At 58.0% G+C, this 17,555-nt stretch carries 17 protein-coding genes and 1 pseudogene; 10 read left to right on the plus strand and 8 right to left on the minus strand.

Annotation, left to right across the window (positions count from 1 at the left end):
* Positions 1-28 precede the first annotated feature (28 nt).
* From cpaB to GOX75_RS06915, 3 genes are all read right to left on the minus strand, one after another.
* A complete protein-coding gene (cpaB, locus tag GOX75_RS06905) occupies positions 29-904 on the minus strand; it encodes a Flp pilus assembly protein CpaB (RefSeq protein ID WP_171121857.1) in 876 nt (291 codons plus the stop codon).
* A 147-nt stretch (positions 905-1,051) separates the two neighbouring features.
* A complete protein-coding gene (locus GOX75_RS06910) occupies positions 1,052-1,258 on the minus strand; it encodes a hypothetical protein (protein ID WP_171121858.1) in 207 nt (68 codons plus the stop codon).
* Between the two features lie 79 nt (positions 1,259-1,337).
* A complete protein-coding gene (locus tag GOX75_RS06915) occupies positions 1,338-1,547 on the minus strand; it encodes a Flp family type IVb pilin (RefSeq protein WP_171121859.1) in 210 nt (69 codons plus the stop codon).
* 355 nt (positions 1,548-1,902) lie between these two features.
* Here GOX75_RS06915 and GOX75_RS06920 point away from each other — a divergent pair, with 355 nt between their 5' ends.
* Positions 1,903-2,763: a lytic transglycosylase domain-containing protein gene (locus GOX75_RS06920; RefSeq protein WP_171121860.1), complete on the plus strand. Its 861-nt coding sequence runs from the start codon at positions 1,903-1,905 to the stop codon at positions 2,761-2,763.
* A gap of 41 nt (positions 2,764-2,804) precedes the next feature.
* Here the strand turns inward: GOX75_RS06920 and GOX75_RS06925 are convergent, their stop codons facing one another.
* The 5 genes and pseudogenes from GOX75_RS06925 to tldD form a co-directional block, all read right to left on the minus strand.
* Complete coding sequence (locus GOX75_RS06925) at positions 2,805-3,431, minus strand: CoA transferase subunit B (RefSeq protein ID WP_171121861.1); 627 nt, start codon at positions 3,429-3,431, stop codon at positions 2,805-2,807.
* Entirely contained in the window at positions 3,431-4,135 is a 705-nt protein-coding gene (locus tag GOX75_RS06930) for a CoA transferase subunit A (protein ID WP_171121862.1), read from the minus strand. Before GOX75_RS06930 ends, GOX75_RS06925 begins: the two co-directional genes overlap by 1 nt.
* 92 nt (positions 4,136-4,227) lie before the next feature.
* Positions 4,228-6,846 (minus strand): type I DNA topoisomerase, encoded by a 2,619-nt coding sequence (gene topA, locus GOX75_RS06935; protein ID WP_171121863.1) that lies wholly within the window; start codon positions 6,844-6,846, stop codon positions 4,228-4,230.
* 152 nt (positions 6,847-6,998) lie between these two features.
* A pseudogene (gene dprA / locus GOX75_RS06940) lies at positions 6,999-8,128 on the minus strand (DNA-processing protein DprA).
* Positions 8,129-8,366: 238 nt separating this feature from the next.
* Complete coding sequence (gene tldD, locus GOX75_RS06945) at positions 8,367-9,788, minus strand: metalloprotease TldD (protein WP_171121864.1); 1,422 nt, start codon at positions 9,786-9,788, stop codon at positions 8,367-8,369.
* 175 nt (positions 9,789-9,963) lie between these two features.
* Here tldD and coxB point away from each other — a divergent pair, with 175 nt between their 5' ends.
* The 9 genes from coxB (at position 9,964) to GOX75_RS06990 (ending at position 17,538) form a co-directional block, all read left to right on the plus strand.
* Positions 9,964-10,875: a cytochrome c oxidase subunit II gene (gene coxB / locus GOX75_RS06950; RefSeq protein WP_171121865.1), complete on the plus strand. Its 912-nt coding sequence runs from the start codon at positions 9,964-9,966 to the stop codon at positions 10,873-10,875.
* A gap of 73 nt (positions 10,876-10,948) precedes the next feature.
* Positions 10,949-11,905: a heme o synthase gene (gene cyoE / locus GOX75_RS06955; protein ID WP_171121866.1), complete on the plus strand. Its 957-nt coding sequence runs from the start codon at positions 10,949-10,951 to the stop codon at positions 11,903-11,905.
* Entirely contained in the window at positions 11,902-12,063 is a 162-nt protein-coding gene (locus GOX75_RS06960) for a hypothetical protein (RefSeq protein WP_162896804.1), read from the plus strand. The genes cyoE and GOX75_RS06960 overlap by 4 nt, the downstream gene beginning before the upstream one ends.
* Positions 12,063-12,638, plus strand: coding sequence for a cytochrome c oxidase assembly protein (locus GOX75_RS06965; protein ID WP_171121867.1), 576 nt, complete (start codon positions 12,063-12,065; stop codon positions 12,636-12,638). Before GOX75_RS06960 ends, GOX75_RS06965 begins: the two co-directional genes overlap by 1 nt.
* A gap of 22 nt (positions 12,639-12,660) precedes the next feature.
* The gene (locus GOX75_RS06970) at positions 12,661-13,476 is read left to right on the plus strand and encodes a cytochrome c oxidase subunit 3 (protein WP_171121868.1); all 816 of its coding nucleotides are present in this window, start codon (positions 12,661-12,663) and stop codon (positions 13,474-13,476) included.
* A gap of 156 nt (positions 13,477-13,632) precedes the next feature.
* Positions 13,633-14,310 (plus strand): SURF1 family protein, encoded by a 678-nt coding sequence (locus GOX75_RS06975; RefSeq protein WP_171121869.1) that lies wholly within the window; start codon positions 13,633-13,635, stop codon positions 14,308-14,310.
* Positions 14,307-15,695 (plus strand): threonine synthase, encoded by a 1,389-nt coding sequence (gene thrC / locus GOX75_RS06980; protein ID WP_171121870.1) that lies wholly within the window; start codon positions 14,307-14,309, stop codon positions 15,693-15,695. Before GOX75_RS06975 ends, thrC begins: the two co-directional genes overlap by 4 nt.
* Positions 15,692-16,954, plus strand: a complete 1,263-nt coding sequence (locus tag GOX75_RS06985) for a pitrilysin family protein (protein WP_171121871.1) — start codon at positions 15,692-15,694, stop codon at positions 16,952-16,954. Before thrC ends, GOX75_RS06985 begins: the two co-directional genes overlap by 4 nt.
* Positions 16,954-17,538, plus strand: coding sequence for a GNAT family N-acetyltransferase (locus GOX75_RS06990; protein ID WP_171121872.1), 585 nt, complete (start codon positions 16,954-16,956; stop codon positions 17,536-17,538). The genes GOX75_RS06985 and GOX75_RS06990 overlap by 1 nt, the downstream gene beginning before the upstream one ends.
* Positions 17,539-17,555: the final 17 nt, after the last annotated feature.

The following is a 17,555-nucleotide window of genomic DNA, read 5'->3' on the forward strand; positions in this document are numbered from 1 at the left end:
CTTGTACGTCTAAATCGCTGTTTTGGCGTCAGTTTGTGCAGGGAATCACTGTTTTCACGATCTCTCCTCCGCGCCGGGTATTTACCGTGCAAACTTCTTCCTGGACTTGCACCGGAGCAGGGGCGGCTTCTTTGATTCCCAACAGCTTTCTCTGGTCCACTTCAACCGCGCTTGCGACGGTTTCGTCCTGAACTCCTACCAGTGCCAGAGACAGTCGACCTGTGTTCTGCGCCTGTGCCAGGGCAGCAATTTGTTCAGGCGTCGCCGCGACCGTGACGGTGCGCGCGATGGTTGCACCTGTTAGGTCGGAGCCCGCCTTTTGATCAACCGCAATAAGTTCAATGTTGGTTTGAATCAGCCGCGTGATTTCACCGCTGTTGCCAGCGATTGCACCACTCACCGATCCCGTCCAGTAAACGTCGACATTGTCACCCGGACGCAGGAAACCCGATACACCCGATGCAACATCAACACTGATTGCAAAAGCGCGTTTCCCTTTTTCAATACGCGAAGTCAGGCCAGCCGATTCTCCGGGCTTGGTCACCTTGACTTCCATCAGGGCTTCGTCCTTTTCCATTGCTCTCAGGACAAAGCGGTCGCCTTTTTTGTCTTCGGGAAACAATTCCGCCAATCCCAAAAAGGTGCCTTCGGGAATCGCATCTTCAGGCCATTGCACAACGCGGATGTCTTCCTCGGTCAGGCGCTCGCCGTATTTCAGCGCGCGGTTCGAGACCAAGACGTCAATTGTTGTGATTGTCTTTACATTCGCAAGCGCGTCCTGCGCGGCGCGCTTCTCTTTTTCAAGTTCAGCCTGAGTTTTGGAGATGTAGTCTTGTGCCAAATAGACTGCGCCACCGGCCAGAGCCACCCCGATAATCAGGACTAGTCCAAATACTGCACGCATTCGCGTCCCCTCGCTTATTCTGTTTACTCATGACGTCGCAACGAATGCGCGTCAGCTCATCCCTCGCTAATCGTGAATTGTGTCGAAAAGGGGGACAATCCTTGATTTTTTTTGCGTCCGTGGATTTTCGGTCGATCCAATCAAGCGTTACTCGGATACGGGTATCTGAAAACTGGGGTCTCGCACCTCGGCACCTCTGAGCGCATTGCCGGTTTGATTGTCCACGTGTTGAATGGATGGAGAAAGGTTTACGAAGATAATTGCGCCAAAGCCGACCAGACCCGCCGTCAAAAGAACCCAGTCGGCGGTGATGGCCCCATCTTCACCAAATAGATATTTTGCGATTCTGTTCATTTTTCAATCCAGCTTTTTGAGATAAAAAAAGGGTCGCAATCTGACGAACGCGACCCCTCTTAAAATGCTGTTCGGGCTATTAGTTGCTTGCTGCGCCGCCAATTGCCGGAACGCTTACGGATACACCCGACAGAGCCGTGTCGATTTCGCCGGCCAGGTCCGAAGTACCTGCGCCAACCTGGGTGTAAGCAACGGCTGCCAGGCCAACGATAGCTGCGGTCAGAACGACCCAGTCAACTGTTACGGCGCCGTCTTCGTCTTTGCGGAAGTTCTTGATGAACTTGATCATGTTACGTCCCTCCTAAAGGATCAAAATAGTCTGTTAAACCTCGGCGTCTTACAGAGCTTCGTCTCTCAGTCCGCTCTTGACCGTCTCGGTATGGCATTATGTTTGACTGGCGTGCGTGGCAGGAATTGGGCCAAAACCATTTTTTTTTCGCCGAATGTTAACTTTCCGGTAATTTTTTTGTCAAGCCACTGAAATATAAAGATAAAAAATGCGAAATTAGTTGAGGCGACCCATTCGCCCGATGCAAAATTGCGCCAAATGAGGCGAAAATGCCCCAATTCCGGTGGTTTTTCTGGTTTTGGGGCCGGTTCTGGGGTTCAAATCAATCAAAAGATAAATGCATGAGGCGGGCAAAATGAATCTCAGGGACGCAATATTCTGCGTCGGTGTTGTGGCTGCGTTGTTTTTCAGCCCTGCACCTGTTGTTGCGCAATCCGTAGAACCAAGAGGCGTATATAAACGAGTCAAAGCGCCAAAGCCGGGTACGCGCCCTAAGATCACGGTTCAAATCTCGCCCGAGGAACATGCCACAGCGCCTTTCGCTCCAAGTACTGGAACCGAGATCGCTGTTCCCGAGATTATTGCGCGGACTCGTGTTGCGCCCCCTAGCCTGCCGGGAGGGGCCGAAAAGCCCACCGGTTCCTACAAGGAGTTCTGGGAAAAGATTTCGCCCGACTTGGCGCGATCTGGCGCGGGACGCCTGGATGAGGCGATAAACGCGCTGGCTGCGATCAATGTCGCCTCGCCCCGATTGCAGACGCTTCAGAACATTGCGCAGCAGCAGGGGATTGAGATTCTTCGCTCCACCGTCGGCACGAATGTCTCACCCGCCTTGGTGCTGGCTGTGATTTCCGTGGAATCCGCGGGCCGTTCGGATGCGGTCAGTTCCGCCGGGGCGCAGGGCCTGATGCAATTGATGCCTGCGACGGCCAGACGGTTTGGCGTGAAAGACAGCTTCCACCCGGGCCAGAATATCTCTGGCGGTGTGAAATACCTGAACTGGTTGATGGAAGAGTTCGGGAACGATCCCATCCTCGTTCTTGCCGGATACAACGCCGGTGAAGGCGCGGTACGCAAACACGGTGGGGTCCCACCTTATTCCGAGACGCGCAATTACGTTCCCAAAGTGCTGGCCGCGTTTCAGATAGCACGGGCTTTGTGTTCCACGCCGCCTGAGCTGATCTCGGACGGGTGCGTGTTCCAGACGCAGAACTAAAAAAGGCCCGCCGTTCTGGTGGGCCTTTTCCTTGATGCTTGTCAGTTGACGATGGTTGCTTCGGTGGCGCTTCGAATTTCGTCTTCGGTAACGCCCTCGGCGGTCTCGACGATCTTTAGCCCACCGTCCACGACATCCAGAACGCCCAGATTGGTGATAATTCGGTTCACCACCTTTTTGCCGGTCAGGGGCAGGGTGCATTTCTTCAGCAGCTTGGACTTGCCGTGCTTGTTGGTGTGATCCATCACCACGATCACCCGGCCAACGCCGGCCACAAGGTCCATCGCGCCGCCCATGCCTTTGACCAGTACGCCGGGGATCATCCAGTTGGCCAGATCGCCCTCTTCGTCAACCTCCATCGCGCCCAGCACGGCAGCGGCGATTTTGCCACCCCGGATCATGCCAAAGGATGTGGCGCTGTCGAAATAAGATGTGCGGGACAGTTCGGTGATCGTCTGCTTGCCTGCGTTGATCAGGTCGGGGTCTTCTTCGCCCTCGAACGGGAAGGGGCCCATGCCCAGCATGCCATTTTCCGATTGCAGAGTGATGTCCTTGTCGCCGACATAGTTCGCCACCAGCGTCGGAATTCCGATCCCGAGGTTTACATACATGCCGTCTTCCAGCTCTTGCGCTGCGCGGGCGGCCATCTGATTTCGGTCCCAAGGCATTATGCGTCCTCCTTCTTGCGGGTGGTGCGCTGTTCTATGCGCTTTTCGTGGCTACCCTGAATGATGCGGTGCACATAAATGCCGGGCAGGTGGATGGCGTCGGGGTCCAAGGAACCACGTGGGACAATCTCTTCAACTTCGGCCACGCAGATCTTGCCGCAAGTCGCGGCGGGGACGTTAAAGTTACGCGCAGTCTTGCGGAAGATCAGGTTGCCAGTGTCGTCGGCCTTCCACGCCTTGACGATCGCGAGGTCGGCAAAGATGCCTTCCTCCATGATGTAAGTCTCGCCGTTGAAGTCTTTGTGCTCTTTCCCTTCGGCGATCACGGTGCCCACGCCGGTTTTGGTGTAGAAACCGGGGATACCAGCGCCACCAGCGCGCATACGCTCAGCCAGAGTGCCCTGCGGGTTGAACTCTAGCTCAAGCTCTCCGGCCAGGTACTGACGCATGAACTCGGCGTTTTCGCCAACGTAAGAGCTGATCATTTTCTTGACCTGCTTGGTTTGCAGTAGGATACCGATGCCGAAATCATCAACACCCGCGTTGTTTGACGCAAATGTCAGGTCCTGAGCGCCGGACTCTTTAATTGCTTCCAGCAGAAGCTCGGGAATGCCGCACAGGCCAAACCCGCCCGCCGCAATCAGCATGCCATCCGACAACACGCCATCAAGCGCATCGGTGGCATTGGCATAGACTTTTTTCATGAAGAAACTCCCCCAATGACATGGTGATGGGCAGGTTGTGCCGCCACGTCACGGGGAAGTCAACGAATCCAAGGGGGTGGTGGTATTTCTACCTATGAGGCCGCCTTTTTGGTCGTCTTCTTGGCCGTTGCCTTCTTCTTCGGCGCAGCTTTCTTTTTAGTGCCTTTCTTGGCGGCGCGCTCGTTGACCAGTTCGATGGCCATTTCCTGCGTCACGTCCTCGGGCTTGATGTCCTTGGGAATGGTTGCATTAACCTTTTCCCATTTCACATATGGCCCATAGCGCCCGTCCAGCACTTGCATTGCCCCGCCATCGGGGTGATCGCCCAGTTCCTTGAGCGGTTTTGCCGCCGCGCGCCGTCCGCGCCCCGGGTTTGCGCGTTTCTCGGCCAACAGTTCGACGGCACGGTTCATCCCGATCTCGAACACATCATTCGGATCCTTGAGATTGGCATAGACTGGTTTCGCCTCGTCCGGCAGTTGGTGCATGATATATGGCCCAAACCGTCCGAAATTCGTGCTGATCATGCCGCCGTCGGGGTGTTCGCCGATCTGGCGAGGCAAAGACAACAGTGTCAGCGCCTTGTCCAGATCCATGTCATCCTTGCTCCACCCACGGGGGAGGGACGCACGGGGGGGCTTTTTGTTCTCGGGCGTGGGTTCGCCGCGCTGTACATAAGGACCAAACCGACCGGATTTCAGCCAGATCTCATCGCCTGCATCTTCACCCAGCAGGCGCTCATCGCCCTCGGCCCCTTCGCCCGCGATGGGGCGGGTATAGGTGCATTCCGGATAGTTGCCGCAGCCCACAAACCCGCCTGTGCGCGAGGTTTTCAGGTGCAGCTGACCTACACCGCATTTCGGGCAGACACGGGGATCAGAGCCGTCTTCACGAGGTGGATAAAGCTGCGGGGCCAGCGCCTCGTCCAACTTGTCCAGCACTTCGGAAATGCGCAGTTCCGATGTCTCACCAATAGCGGCTGAAAAATCGCGCCAGAACTTGCCCAGCAGGTCTTTGTAGTCACGCTCGCCCGCGCTGACATCGTCCAGCTCACCTTCCAGATTGGCGGTGAATTCGTATCCCACATACTGCCGGAAAAAATTCAGCAAAAAGATCGTGACGATCCGGCCTTTTTCCTCGGGGATCAGCCGGTTCTTGTCCTTGCGCACATATTCACGGTCCTGAATCGTGGTCACGATGCTGGCATAGGTGGAGGGGCGCCCGATCCCCAGTTCTTCCATTCGTTTGACCAGGGTGGCCTCAGTATAGCGCGGGGGGGGCTGCGTGTGATGTTGCAGGGCCAGAACCGCCTCGTTTTCAGACAGAACCGCTGCTTTGTCTTCGGCCTTGGCGAACTGATCCTTGAGCGAGGCCTTTGCAAACCGCGCCGGATCGCCCTGCGTGATCTGTGGCAAGCGCTTGTCGTCGTCATCCGCTACGTCGTCGCGGCCTTCCTCATAGACGCGCATGAACCCGTCAAACATCACGACCTGACCGGTTGCGCGTAGGCCGACCTGACCATCATCGCTGCCGATCTCAACGGTGGTCCGCTCCAGCCGGGCAGCGGCCATCTGGCAGGCGATGGTGCGCTTCCAGATCAGATCATACAGCTTTCGCTGATCCTCATCCGTCACCTTCAAATCGTTGGCGTCGCGCGACATGTCGGTAGGGCGGATACATTCGTGCGCTTCCTGCGCGTTCTTGGCCTTATTCTTGTAAATGCGGGGGCTGTCAGGCACATATTCCGCGCCATAGCGGTCGGTGATGGTATCGCGGGTGGCGGCCACAGCCTCGGGGGCCATGTCGATGCCATCGGTCCGCATATAGGTAATGTAGCCCGCCTCATACAGCCGCTGCGCCACTTGCATTGCGTGGCGCGCGCCCATGCCGAATTTGCGACTGGCTTCCTGCTGCAGGGTCGAGGTCATGAACGGAGCGCTGGGGTTGCGCGCCGCAGGCTTCGCCTCGACCGAGGTCACGGTAAGAGCGCGGCTGGTGATTGCCTGAACGGCCAGTTCGGCCTGCGTGGTGTTCTTCAGGTCGTGCTTATCCAGTTTATTCCCGGCCAGAGTGACCAGACGCGCCTCATAGGTCTGACCACGCGGCGTTTCGAACAGCGCTTTGACCGACCAGTATTCAACCGGTTTGAACGCCTCGATCTCCATCTCGCGCTCGACGATCAGACGCAAACAGACGGATTGCACACGCCCCGCCGATTTCGCACCGGGCAGCTTACGCCACAGGACGGGGGACAGGTTGAAGCCCACCAAGTAATCCAGTGCGCGACGGGCCAGATAAGCCTCGACCAAAGGCATATCGACCTGACGGGGGTTCTGCATCGCTTCGGTCACGGCGTCCTTGGTGATCGCGTTGAAGGTCACGCGGCTGACCGGCGTGTCCTTTTTGATCGAGCGGCGCTTGGTCAGCGCCTCTTGCAGGTGCCAACTGATTGCCTCGCCCTCACGATCAGGGTCAGTGGCGAGGATCAGGGCGTTGTCCTCTTTCAGCGCGTCGGCGATCGCTTTGACATGCTTGCGGCTGTCATTGCCAACCTCCCATTTCATGTAGAATTCGTGGTCAGGATCGACCGATCCGTCCTTGGGCGGCAGGTCACGCACGTGACCATAAGACGCCAGAACCGTGTAGTCATCGCCAAGATATTTGTTGATCGTTTTGGCCTTGGCAGGGGATTCTACAACAACTACAGGCATTTAAGGGAAAACCTCGCTCGACGAATTTGGCGCCTTCTATGATGGTGCAAAATGTGGAGGGCAAGAGCGAATTGTCAATGCGTTCCTTTTGCCAAAGCGATTTGGCGGTGATTTCAAAGTGATACGGGTAGAACAATGGCGTATTCGTTCGATCAGGCCGATAACGATAGAAGTCCGCCGGGTTGTCTTTGGATGCGCCCGTCCAATTCCAGATCTACCAGCACCGGGCCGATTTCCCCGGCAGTGGCCGCAATATCGCGGATCAGTTGATCTTCGGCAATCGGGGACGGCCCGAGGCGCGTCAGGATCGCGGCGCGCAGCGATTCTACGTTAGCTTCAGAATTGTCTGTTCGGGGGGCTGTTCGGCTTGAACGGGTGAAGGTATTTCACGTTTGGGCAGCGCTTCGATAACGTCTTCCGCCGAGCGTACCAGAGTCGCGCCGTCGCGGATCAGCAGGTTGCACCCCGCGGCACGGGCGTCAAAGGGGTGGCCGGGCACGGCCAGAACTTCGCGCCCCTGATCCAATGCGTCGCGCGCAGTGATCAGGCTGCCGGACTTGGCCGCGGCCTCGACCACCACAACCGCCTGTGAAAGGCCTGAGATGATCCGGTTGCGGCGCGGGAAATGACGGGCCTGAGGCGTCACGCCCATGGGTTGTTCCGACACCCGCAATCCGTTTTCGGCGATTTTATGGGCCAGATCGGTGTTTTCTGACGGATAGATCACGTCGACCCCTACGGCCATGACAGCCACAGTGCCAACGTCCAGCGCCGCGATATGGGCCGCCGTGTCGATCCCGCGGGCAAGACCGGAGACAATCACATATCCATGCTTGCCCAGATCGGTAGCCAGCCCGCGCGCCATGCGCGCACCCAACGATGAACAATTACGTGCGCCGACCATTGCAACCGATGGGTTTTGCAGCAGTGATACATCACCGACTGCCCACAACATCGGCGGTGCATCATTCAGGTCATTCAAAGCGGTCGGGAAGTCAGCGGCCCCAAGGCACAAAAGCCGCGCGTTGGCGGCTTTTGCGGCCTTGAGTTCCGCCTCAATCACACCGGGCGGGCAGATTTCATACCCTTTTATTCCGGCAGCGCGCGCCATTTCAGGCAGCGCGGCCAGCGCATTCTGCGCCGAGCCATGTTCCCGCAGCAGTCGACGAAACGTCGCTGGACCAACCTTGCGCGAGCGCAACAGACGAAGCCAGGAAAACCGATCCTCTTCCGTGGTGGGTGGGAGTGTGGGGTGATTGGAAGAAAGCTGCTCCTCGGTCATCCGTTGCTCCGCCTGATTGCAGAACTGGTTTACGGCTGGAGTGGTTAACAGCTTCTGAATCCGTTCAAATTTTTCTGGTATTTTTGTAGGTTGAACTAGTGTTTTCGCGTAACAATCTGAAAATCAATGGAAAATATAAACGCGTCGCAAGCGTGGCCTGAGCGCCACTGGACAGCGCAAGCAGGAATCGAGGCGCAGTATTAACCCTGCGCCCCACAAAATTCGCCGCGATTCTAGTTTATGCCGCCGATCCGCCGACAGTCAGGCCGTCCATCAGAACAGTCGGCTGCCCGACGCCGACTGGCACCCATTGGCCGTCCTTGCCACATGTGCCCATGCCAGGATCTAGCGCCATGTCGTTGCCCAGCCCGCGGATACGCTTCAGGGCAGACGGGCCGTCCCCAATCAAGGTCGCGCCTTTGACCGGCGCACCGATCTTACCATTTTCGACCCGGTAGGCCTCGGTGCAGGAAAAGACGAATTTGCCGTTGGTGATATCCACCTGCCCGCCACCAAAGCCGACAGCCCAGATACCGTCCTTGATATCGGCCACCAGCGATGCGGGGTCCGCGTCGCCGCCCAGCATGACGGTGTTGGTCATACGCGGCATCGGTTTATGGGCATAGCTTTGTCGGCGGCCATTTCCGGTGGGCGCAACCCCCATCAAGCGCGCATTCTGGCGGTCCTGCATGTAACCAGTCAGGATACCGTCCTCGATCAGAACGGTGCGCGAGCTTGGCGTACCCTCGTCATCGACCGAGATCGAGCCGCGACGGTCCGGGATAGTGCCGTCATCCACCACGGTCACGCCTTTGGAGGCGATCTGCTGACCCATCAACCCTGCAAAGGCCGAGCTGCCCTTGCGGTTGAAATCCCCCTCTAACCCGTGTCCGATGGCTTCGTGCAGCAGAATACCGGGCCAGCCGGGGCCAAGCGCGACCTCCATCACACCCGCGGGCGCTGGGATGGCGTCCAGATTGACCAGTGCGATCCGCAGCGCCTCTTGTGCCTTGTCCTGCCAGTCGGAAGGGTCGATCAGCCCGTCCAGACCCACACGACCGCCCCCGCCTGCCGAGCCGCTTTCGCGCCGGCCATTCTGCTCGACGATCACCGATATGTTCAGGCGAGTCATCGGGCGTACATCACGGACGATCACGCCGTCTGGGCGCAGAATTTCGACCTCTTGCACGGCAGCCGCAATCGTTGCGCTGACCTGAACGACACGGGAATCAAGATCGCGGGCGAAGGCATCAATCTCGCGCAGGGTCTCGATCTTGACCGGGAAACTGGCGGATTCGATCGGGTCCTCGTCCGTATAAAGGCGTGTGTTGGTGGCGCGTGGCGCTCTGGCCAAGGTGCCGCCACCATCGCCGACGGCCAGGCGCGTTGTCTCTGCAGCACGTTTCAGCGCCGGGATCGAGACGTCGGTGGAATGTGCATAACCCGCCACCTCGCCCTGAACCGCGCGCAGGCCGAACCCTTCGGAGGCATCGTAAGACGCAGTGCGCAAACGCCCGTCGTCAAAGACCAGAGCTTCTGATTTTCGGCGTTCCACAAACAACTCTCCGTCCTCGGCCCCGGCGGTGGCAGATTGCAAAACCGCAAGCGCTTCGTCGTGGGGAAGGGCGCTTTCAAAGGGGCGAAACGGGTCATTCGTCATGGGTGGGACCTTTCGAGTTTGATCCAGATCAAAAATAGCGTCTGTTTGACGCAAGCATTTTGCTTTATCTACCACCCGGAATATGGTTTTTAACGCTGCCAAAGACAACGGGAGAGGTGCGACCGATTCACACCTTTTCGCCAGGGACGCAAAGATCAAACGATCAGGACAGAAAATGAAGAATGCTTTGATGCTTTCGGGGCTCATGACAGCCCTCTCCAGCCTGCCTGCCATGGCTCAGGAGCTTGAAATTATTGGCAAGCCGGTTGATGGCGGTTTGGGTTTCCAACCCGCAGCCACCAGCCTGGCCGAGGGGATTCACCGGCTGGACGGAATGATTTTGGTGATCATCACCGCCATCTGCCTGTTGGTTGCCGGACTGCTGGTCTACTGCATCGTGCGCTACAATAGCCGCGTAAACCCGACGCCGGCGCGATTCTCTCACTACACCCCAGTTGAGATCGCTTGGACCTTGGGCCCGATCCTGATTCTGGTCTTCATCGGCGCCTTCTCACTTCCGGTTCTGTTCAAGCAGCAGGAAATTCCCGAAGGTGACGTGGTTATCAAGGTCGTTGGCAACCAGTGGTACTGGACCTACGAATACGTTGACCATGACTTTGCCTTCGACAGCTATCTGCTGGGCCACCCGGCCACCTTGGACGAGGGTGCGCGCCCGGCTGACGCAGATGTCACGCCGTTCGTTCTGGATGATGCGATGCGGGCCAAGCTTGCAGATTCCGGCTATGGTGAAGACGAGTGGCTGCTGGCCACGGACACTGCCGTCGTTGTTCCGGTTGGCAAGATCGTTGTGATGCAGGTGACCGCGTCAGACGTGATCCATTCATGGACCATCCCGTCCTTCGGGGTAAAGCAGGACGGTGTTCCCGGTCGTCTGGCCGAGCTTTGGTTCCAGGCCGACAAAGAAGGCGTCTATTTCGGCCAGTGTTCGGAACTGTGCGGCAAGGACCACGCCTATATGCCGATCACCGTCAAAGTGGTTAGCGAAGAGGCCTATGAGGAATGGCTGCAGGGTGCTCTGGAAGAGTACGCGGGTCAGCCAGCCTCGTATCAGGTTGCCTCGAACTAAGCCGCAAACGGCCTAGATTGAAACAAGCAGGCTGCGCGGGGATCGCGCAGCTTTTGCCCCAAAAGGACCGGACATGAGCGACGCAAGCATCAATGCCAGCCAAGTGACCGCCACGGCGCACGCGGATGAGGCCAGCTTTGGCGACTATTTCGCTTTGCTGAAGCCACGTGTGATGTCTTTGGTGGTGTTCACGGCTTTGGTGGGGCTGGTGGCGGCGCCGGTATCGGTGCATCCGTTCGTCGGTTTCTGTGCAATCCTGTTCATCGCTATCGGTGGCGGCGCGTCTGGCGCGCTGAACATGTGGTGGGATGCGGATATCGACCGGGTGATGAAACGCACCAAGGGCCGCCCGATTCCGGCTGGAAAAGTGCAGGAACGCGAGGCGCTGTCGCTGGGGCTGGCGCTGTCGGGCCTGTCCGTCATCATGCTGGGGCTGGCAACCAATTGGTTCGCAGGGGCATTCCTTGCGTTCACGATCTTCTTTTATGTTGTCGTCTATACGATGTGGCTGAAACGCTTGACGCCCCAGAACATCGTAATCGGTGGCGCAGCAGGGGCGTTCCCGCCGGTAATCGGCTGGGTTGCTGCCACGGGCTCGATGTCGATCGAACCGTGGCTTATGTTCGCTCTGACCTTCATGTGGACGCCGCCGCATTTCTGGGCCCTGGCCTTGTTCATGCGCTCGGACTATGACGATGCCGGTGTGCCGATGCTGACCGTAACGCATGGTCGCCGTGCAACCCGCTGGCACATTTTGATCTATACTGCGCTTTTGGCGCTGCTGGCCGTAGGTACCGCGTTTTCGGGCATTGGCGGCCCGATCTATCTGACCGTAGCCGTCGTGATGAATGCCTTGTTCCTGCGGGGCGCATGGGCAATCGCGCGCCGGACCGAAGACGACTCGGAAGCTGACAACTTCAAGGTTGAGCGGAGCTTCTTCAAGTTGTCGCTGCTGTACCTTTTCCTGCATTTCGGCGCGATTCTGGTTGAGGCATTGCTGAGACCTTATGGGTTAGGAGGCTGGTCATGAGCTTGCGAAAAAGCCATGAACTGCATCAGCGCCGGTTCAGCCGCAATTTGGGTGTTGGCCTGACGTTGGCCGCGTTTATCGTGATCATCTTCGGTCTGACGATCGTCAAAGTCTCGGGCACCGACTTCAATATGGCCACGCAAGAGGTGCAGAACTGATGGCGCTGTCAGGTCCTCAGAAGACTGTTGCGCAGACCGTTGGCGTGGTGATCCTGATGGGAAGCCTCGCATGGGCTGCGGTGCCGTTTTATGACTGGTTCTGCCGCGTCACCGGGTTTGGCGGCACGACCGGTGTGGCCGAGGCCGCGCCCGAGGACATTCTCGACCATACTGTCACCGTCCGCTTTGATGCGTCCAAAGCCAAAGATATGGCGTGGGAATTCAAACCGGTCGAGCGCGAGATGGAAGTGCGCATCGGCGAGACCGGGTTGGCCTTTTATGAGGCATATAATCCGACCGATCGCCCGATTGCGGGGCAGGCGTCTTACAATGTCGCGCCGTATTCTGCGGGTGGCTATTTCCAGAAAATCGCTTGTTTCTGCTTTGAGGAACAGGTGCTTGAACCCGGCGAGCGGGTTCAGATGCCGGTAAGCTTTTTCGTCGACCCTGAAATGGTCGAGGATCTGGAAGCGAAATATGTGCATACGATCACTCTGTCGTATACATTCTACGAAATTGACCTGCCCGAGGGCTATGCCGCCCTAGATGCGCAGGCTGATACAACAACGAACTAATGCCTTTAGGTGAGGGACGCTGATGGCACACGCTAAAAACCATGATTATCACATTCTGGCCCCGTCGATCTGGCCGCTGATCGGCGCGATCGGTGGTTTTGTGATGCTTTTCGGAGCCGTCCTGTGGATGCACGGCGTTACGTCGTTCATGTTCTGGATGGGTCTGGTGGCCGTTCTTTACACCATGTTCGCCTGGTGGTCCGAAGTGGTGGCCGAAAGCCGTGCGGGCGATCACACGCCGGTTGTGCGTATCGGCCTGCGCTATGGCTTCATCCTGTTCGTAATGTCCGAGGTGATGTTCTTCTTTGCCTGGTTCTGGTCGTTCTTCAAGCATCGCATGTATCCGATGTACGACTATGCCGGCACCGAATACATTCAGCCGGATATCCACGCGGTTGATCCGTTCCACCTGCCGCTGATCAACACTCTGGTCCTGCTGCTGTCGGGTTGCGCGATTACCTGGGCGCACCACGCGTTGGTGCATGACAATGACCGCAAGGCTTTGATCAATGGCCTAGCGATCGGCATTGTACTGGGTATCGCATTTACCTTCCTACAAGCGTTTGAATACTATGAACTGCTGGCCCATGAAGGCTGGGAATTCGGCGGCGATCAGTTCTATTCGAACTTCTTCATGGCAACAGGTTTCCATGGCGCGCATGTCATCATCGGGACGATCTTCCTGACGGTCTGTTTGATCCGTGCCCTTCGCGGTGACTTTACCCCAGAAAAGCACGTGGGTTTCGAGGCCGCCGCATGGTACTGGCACTTCGTTGACGTTGTCTGGCTGTTCCTGTTCTTCGCTGTCTACATCTGGGGACAAGCCCCGTTGATGTGACGCTGATCAGGTGAACCAAATGCAAAAGCCGCCCGTTGGGGCGGCTTTTTCCTTACTTGGACGCAAGATTGCGCCCCATACAATTGCGTGGTTGCAATCGGGACCGCTCCGCCCTTAACAAGACGCCGGTTTCTGCAATAAGGTCACGACCCCGCCATGCGCCGCATTTTGTTCCTGCTGATCTTTGGTGTCGCCGGTCTGGGCGTGCTGATCTCGCTAGGCATCTGGCAGATGCAGCGGCTCGCCTGGAAAGAGGGTGTTCTGGCAGAGATCGACGCTCGCATTGCGGCTGAACCCGCAGACCTTCCGCAGACCGTTTCAGCAGATACCGACAAATACCTGCCAGTCACGATTTCGGGTGATATTGAGCCGGGTGAAATCCATATACTTGTTTCGGTCAAACAGGTCGGGGCGGGCTATCGGATTATACAGTCGTTCAGTACGCACGACCGCACCATTCTGGTGGATCGCGGTTTTGTGCCGACATCGGCAAAACAAGCCGAGCGTCGGATTGGGCCGATGACCGTGACCGGTAACCTACACTGGCCGGATGAGATCGACAGTTATACACCCGAAGCCGATATCGACGCCAACATCTGGTTCGCGCGCGACGTACCCAATCTGGCCGCTGCGCTTGGGGCAGAGCCGATTCTGCTGATCGCCCGATCGGAGACCGATCCCGGCATAACGCCCTTGCCAGTGGATACGGCGGGCATCCCGAACGATCATCTGCAATACGCAATCACATGGTTTGGTCTGGCTCTGGTCTGGGCCGCGATGACCGGTTATTTCCTGTGGCGCAACCGCGCCCCTGCAAAGAGTGAAACGCAATGAAATACATCTCGACCCGTGGCCAAGCGCCGGAACTGACCTTTGAGGAGGCGATGCTGACTGGATTGGCCCGCGATGGGGGCCTGTACCTGCCCGCCGAGATTCCGGTGATGAGCCATAATGAGATCGCGGCATTGGCCGGTCTGCCCTATGAAGAAATCGCGTTCCGCGTGATGTGGCCCTATGTCAGCGGCTCGTTCTCGGAAGATGAGTTCAAAGACATCATCGCGCGAGCCTATGAAGGCTTCGGTCACGACGCCCGCGCGCCGTTGAAACAGTTGAACGAAAACCACTTTCTGCTGGAATTGTTCCACGGGCCGACACTGGCCTTCAAGGACTTCGCTATGCAACTGATCGGTCAGTTGTTCCAAGTGGCCCTGAAACGGCGCAATGACCGCGTGACCATCGTGGGCGCGACCAGTGGTGATACCGGCTCAGCCGCGATTGAGGCGTTCCGGGGGCTGGACGCTGTGGACTTGTTCATCCTGTTCCCGCATGGCCGTGTGTCCGAGGTGCAGCGCCGTCAAATGACCACGCCTGCCGACAGCAATGTTCATGCGCTGGCTGTGGATGGTGACTTCGACGATTGTCAGGCGGCGCTGAAGGATATGTTCAACGATTTCGACTTCCGCGATGGGGTGAAACTGGCTGGGGTGAACTCGATCAACTTTGCGCGGGTACTGGCGCAGATCGTCTATTACTTCTCGGCCGCCGTCAGCCTTGGCGCGCCGCATCGCAAGGTCAGCTTTACCGTGCCCACCGGCAATTTCGGCGACATCTTTGCGGGCTATCTGGCCAAACGTATGGGCCTGCCCATCGACCGTCTGGTGGTGGCGACGAACCAGAACGACATCCTGCATCGCTGTCTCTCGGGTGAGGGGTATTTCAAAGGCGACACCATCCCTTCGATCAGCCCGTCGATGGATATTCAGGTCAGCTCGAACTTTGAACGGGCGCTGTACTATGCCTATGGCGAGGACGGCAGCGCCGTGGCGCAATTGATGGATGAACTGAAGACTGGCGGCTTTAACGTCAGCCAAGGCGCAATGGAGGCGCTGCGCGAAAGCTTTGACTCTGGCCGTGTGTCCGAGGATGAAACGCTTGAGACCATCAAGCAGACGCTGACCCATAGCGCTGAGCTGGTCTGCCCGCACTCGGCCATTGGTATCAAGGTCGGTGAGGAGCATCGCAAGGCAGAGGTTCCGATGATCACTTTGGCCACCGCACATCCGGCGAAATTCCCGGCGGCGGTCGAGAAGGCGAGCGGGGTACATCCGCCTCTTCCATCCCGCATGTCTGATCTGTATGAACGTCCGGAACGGGTAACGCGGATTGCCAATGATCTGGGTGCCCTCGAGGATCATATCAAAGGGCATATCGCCGAGTGACTGTCAGACAAGACCAGCTGAAGAACGGATTTCGGATCGTCAGTGAACATATGCCGGGGCTGCAATCTGCGGCCATCGGCATCTGGGTGACCGCCGGTGGGCGGCATGAGCGGATCGAACAGAACGGCATCGCGCATTTCCTTGAACATATGGCGTTCAAGGGAACCGAGCGGCGTTCCGCGCTGCAAATCGCCGAAGCGATCGAGGATGTGGGCGGATATATCAACGCCTATACCTCGCGCGAGGTGACGGCCTATTACGCGCGTGTTCTGAAAGATGACGTGGCGCTGGCCATGGACGTGATCGGCGACATCGTTCTGAACCCGGTTTTCGACCCGCGCGAGATCGAGGTTGAGCGCGGCGTGATCCTGCAGGAAATCGGTCAGGCATATGACACGCCCGACGATGTGATTTTCGACTGGCTGCAAGAGCAGAGCTATCACGACCAGCCTTTAGGCCGCACCATTTTGGGGCCGACCGAGCGGGTCTCTGCGTTTTCGCGTGAGGATCTGTCCGGTTTTGTGTCCGAGCACTATGGGCCGGAACAGATGATCTTGTCGGCGGCTGGTGCGGTGGACCACGACGCGTTGATGAAAATGGCCGAAGAGATGTTCGGCCATCTGCATCCGCGCAAAGGTTTGATTGCCGAAGCAGCCCGGTTCACAGGCGGGGAAGCCCGACAGCAAAAGGATTTGGAACAAGCCCATTTCGCGCTGGCTTTTGAAAGCCCGGGCTACCGTGATGATGCGATCTATACGGCCCAGATTTACTCGACAGCGCTGGGGGGTGGCATGTCCTCGCGGCTGTTTCAGGAAGTCCGAGAGACTCGGGGCCTGTGCTACACGATTTTCGCGCAGACCGGAGCCTATGCTGATACCGGGACCACGACGATTTATGCCGGAACTTCGGCTGATCAGGTTGGCGAACTGGCGACCATCACCATCGACGAGATGAAGCGCGCCGCCGATGACATGAACCCCGAAGAAGTTGCCCGTGCCCGCGCACAGATGAAGGCCGGAATGCTGATGGGGTTGGAAAGCCCATCGAACCGGGCCGAGCGATTGGCGCGGCTGGTTCAGATTTGGGGCGACGTGCCGCCGCTTGAAGAAACAATCGCTAAAATTGACGCTGTAAGCACCGTTGACGTACGCGATTTTGCTGAACGTCTGGCGATCAGTGCTCCGGCCGCGCTGGCCTTGTACGGCCCGGTATCCGGCGCGCCAACGCTGGCAGAATTGCAGGAGAGGCGTGCGGCGTGATGCTGTTGGGCCGACGTAAGCTGAAACTTGAGACAGCGCGTCTTAGTCTGCGCCCGCCGGTTCATTCCGATTTCAACGATTGGGCCGCGCTGCGGCGGGCCTCGAAAGAGTTCCTGACGCCGTGGGAACCGATCTGGGCCAAGGATCACCTTAGCCGCAAGTCCTTCACCAACCGAGTCTATTGGGCGCAGCGCTCGGTCGCGAGTGGGACGGCGATACCGTTGTTTCTGTTCCGGCGCGAGGATGATGTGCTGGTGGGTGCGATCACGCTGGACAACATCCGCCGCGGACCGGCACAGGCGGGGACGCTGGGCTATTGGACCGGGCAGGCTTATGCGCGCAATGGCTATATGCGCGAGGCGATTGGCGCGGTCGTGCACCATGCGTTTACCCGACTTGACCTGAGCCGGATCGAGGCGGCGTGTTTGCCCGAAAACAAACCTTCGCGCGGGTTGTTGGAGCGGTCGGCGTTCAAATATGAGGGCGTGGCGCAGTCCTATTTACAGATCAACGGGCGGTGGCGGACGCATGTGTTGTACGCCTGTCTGCGCTCGGATCGGCGCGGCAAGACGGACGCTGGGTAGGGCACAGCCAAGGCGTC

This window comes from Ruegeria sp. HKCCD7251 (assembly GCF_013031165.1).
GTDB lineage: Bacteria > Pseudomonadota > Alphaproteobacteria > Rhodobacterales > Rhodobacteraceae > Ruegeria.